This is a genomic window from Actinokineospora sp. (genome assembly GCF_050699995.1).
Taxonomy (GTDB): Bacteria; Actinomycetota; Actinomycetes; order Mycobacteriales; family Pseudonocardiaceae; genus Actinokineospora.
The window spans coordinates 1-1,981 of the sequence record NZ_JBOHGC010000533.1; the positions used below are offsets into that span (position 1 = coordinate 1).

Here is a 1,981-nt window from a genome sequence, read left to right on the forward strand (position 1 = left end):
GGGGCGCAGCGACCGGGAATGCTCGATTCCTGGGTGGCGGCCGCACCACAGGCGGGGGCGCTCCTCGCCGACTGGTCCGCCGTCGCCGGGTTCGACCTGCTCGACGCGGGCCGCGACGCGACCGCGATGGCCGACACCGCCGTGGCACAGCCACTGATCACCGCCGCGGCGTTGTTGTCGATGGAGTCGTTGCGCGACCGGATGTCCCTGGACCCGGACCGGGTGCTGTTCGCCGGTCACTCCGTCGGCGAGCTGGCCGCGGCCGCGGGCGCGGGGTACCTGACACCGGCGACGGCGATCACACTTGCCCGTGCGCGCGGCGAGTTCATGTCGGCGGCTTGTGCGGCCTCCCCGACCGGGATGGCGGCGGTCAGGCCGACTCGACGTGACGGTCGGCCGGACGAGTCGATCGTCGCCGAGATCCATGCCGCGGGTCTGGCTGTGGCCAACTGGAACGGCAGCCACCAGTTCGTGGCTGCCGGGCCGGTGGACCGCGTCGACGGGTTCGTCGCCAAGCCGCCCGCGGGGACGCGGATCACCAGACTCGACGTCGCAGGCGCGTTCCACACCGACGCGATGATCACGGCGCGGGCCCCGTTCGCGCGTGCCGTGGCGGAAGCGCCGTTGTCGGAGCCGACATCAGCGATGCTGGGCAACAGCGATGGCGCGATCGTGGCCGGACCGGCCGACCTCAGGCAGCGGCTCGTCACCCAGGTGACCTCGGCGGTCCGGTGGGACCTGTGCGCGGCGGCGATCGCCGCACAGTCATCACCGGACGCGCTGCACATCGAGTTGGCGCCCGCCGGTCCGCTGACCCGGCTGCTCGAGCGCGCGCGCCCGGGCGTCCGGGCGATCGCGGTGCGCGCCCCGGAGGACGTCGATCGCGTTGTGGCGCAGGACCTGGGTGGCGTTGGCGCCGCGGTTGGTGGCGGTGCCTGATGGCGCGCCCAGTGGTCCCGAGCAGCCACGAGGATCTGTTGACGCGACCGCTGTTCTGTCATGTGGGCTCCATCCGAGCGGACGGTGCGCCGCAGGTCAACCCGATGTGGATGCTGTGGGAGGACGGCGAACTGTCGTTCACGACATCGACCGGTCGGGTCAAGTACGCCAACATCCAGCGCGACAGCCGCGTCTCCGTGTCGGTCAACGACCCGGAACTGCCGTATCGCTTCCTGGAGATCCGCGGTCACGTGCGGCGGATCGTTCCCGACGGCGATGGCGAATTCTTCCGGCGGTTGGCCGCCCGGTACGGGCGCGAGCTTGGCGGCGGGCTGCCGCCGGACGTCCGCACCAGGGTTCGCTTGATCGTCCGACCCGAGGTCGCCCGTCACCAGTGATCACGGACGGGCCGAGGGCTGGGTCAGTCTCGGCGGGCGGCGAGTTGGCCTAGGGCCGCCTGCAGGCCGCGCGCGCTGGTGAGGGTGGAGACGGTGCCGCCGGTCAGCTTGGCGATGTCGTGCAGGGCGGCGCGGTTCTGGTCCGGGCCGAAGGCGATCACGCTGATCACCACCGGCTTCTTCGCGCTGCGCGCGGCCTTGATCGCGGCGGTGAGCTCGGCCAGGGTCATCGCGCCGTCGCTGCCGCCGTCGGTGATCACCACGATCTCGTTGCGCTTGTCGGCGATGTGGCCGGTGGTGGCGGCCCGGTAGGCCGCGGCGATGCTCTCGTGGAGGTGGGTGGCGCCGGTCGGCGTCAGGGTGTCGACGGCCTGGTGCAGGGTCGTCCGGGTGTCGCCGATCGGGCCGGTCGCGACCAGTTGCTGGTATGGCTTCGTGCGGTCGAGCGCCTGGGAGAACCGCCAAAGCCCCAAGGAGCCGGACACCGTGTAGTCCGCGTACCCGTGCAGCGCCTCCCGTACCCACTGCATCCGGGTGCGACCGTCGCCGTTGTCGTCGCCCATCGACTTGGACACGTCGACCAGGAGGGTCACGATCCGCCCGCCCTCCGCGGCCGCGGCCCACGTGGCGGCGAGTTGCTGGGT

At 72.0% G+C, this 1,981-nt stretch carries 3 protein-coding genes; 2 read left to right on the forward strand and 1 reads right to left on the reverse strand.

Going from position 1 to position 1,981, the window contains the following annotated elements:
• Both ACRDSQ_RS26290 and ACRDSQ_RS26295 read left to right on the forward strand, forming a co-directional pair.
• Nucleotides 1-939: ACP S-malonyltransferase (locus ACRDSQ_RS26290; protein WP_431424642.1), on the forward strand; the 939-nt coding region annotated here is incomplete at its 5' end.
• Between the two features lie 38 nt (nt 940-977).
• Nucleotides 978-1,337 carry a PPOX class F420-dependent oxidoreductase gene (locus tag ACRDSQ_RS26295; protein ID WP_431424643.1) on the forward strand — a complete coding sequence of 120 codons (360 nt, stop codon included), beginning with the start codon at nt 978-980 and terminating at the stop codon, nt 1,335-1,337.
• A gap of 23 nt (nt 1,338-1,360) precedes the next feature.
• Here the strand turns inward: ACRDSQ_RS26295 and ACRDSQ_RS26300 are convergent.
• On the reverse strand, nt 1,361-1,981 hold a 621-nt coding region (locus tag ACRDSQ_RS26300; protein WP_431424644.1), incomplete at its 5' end, for a VWA domain-containing protein.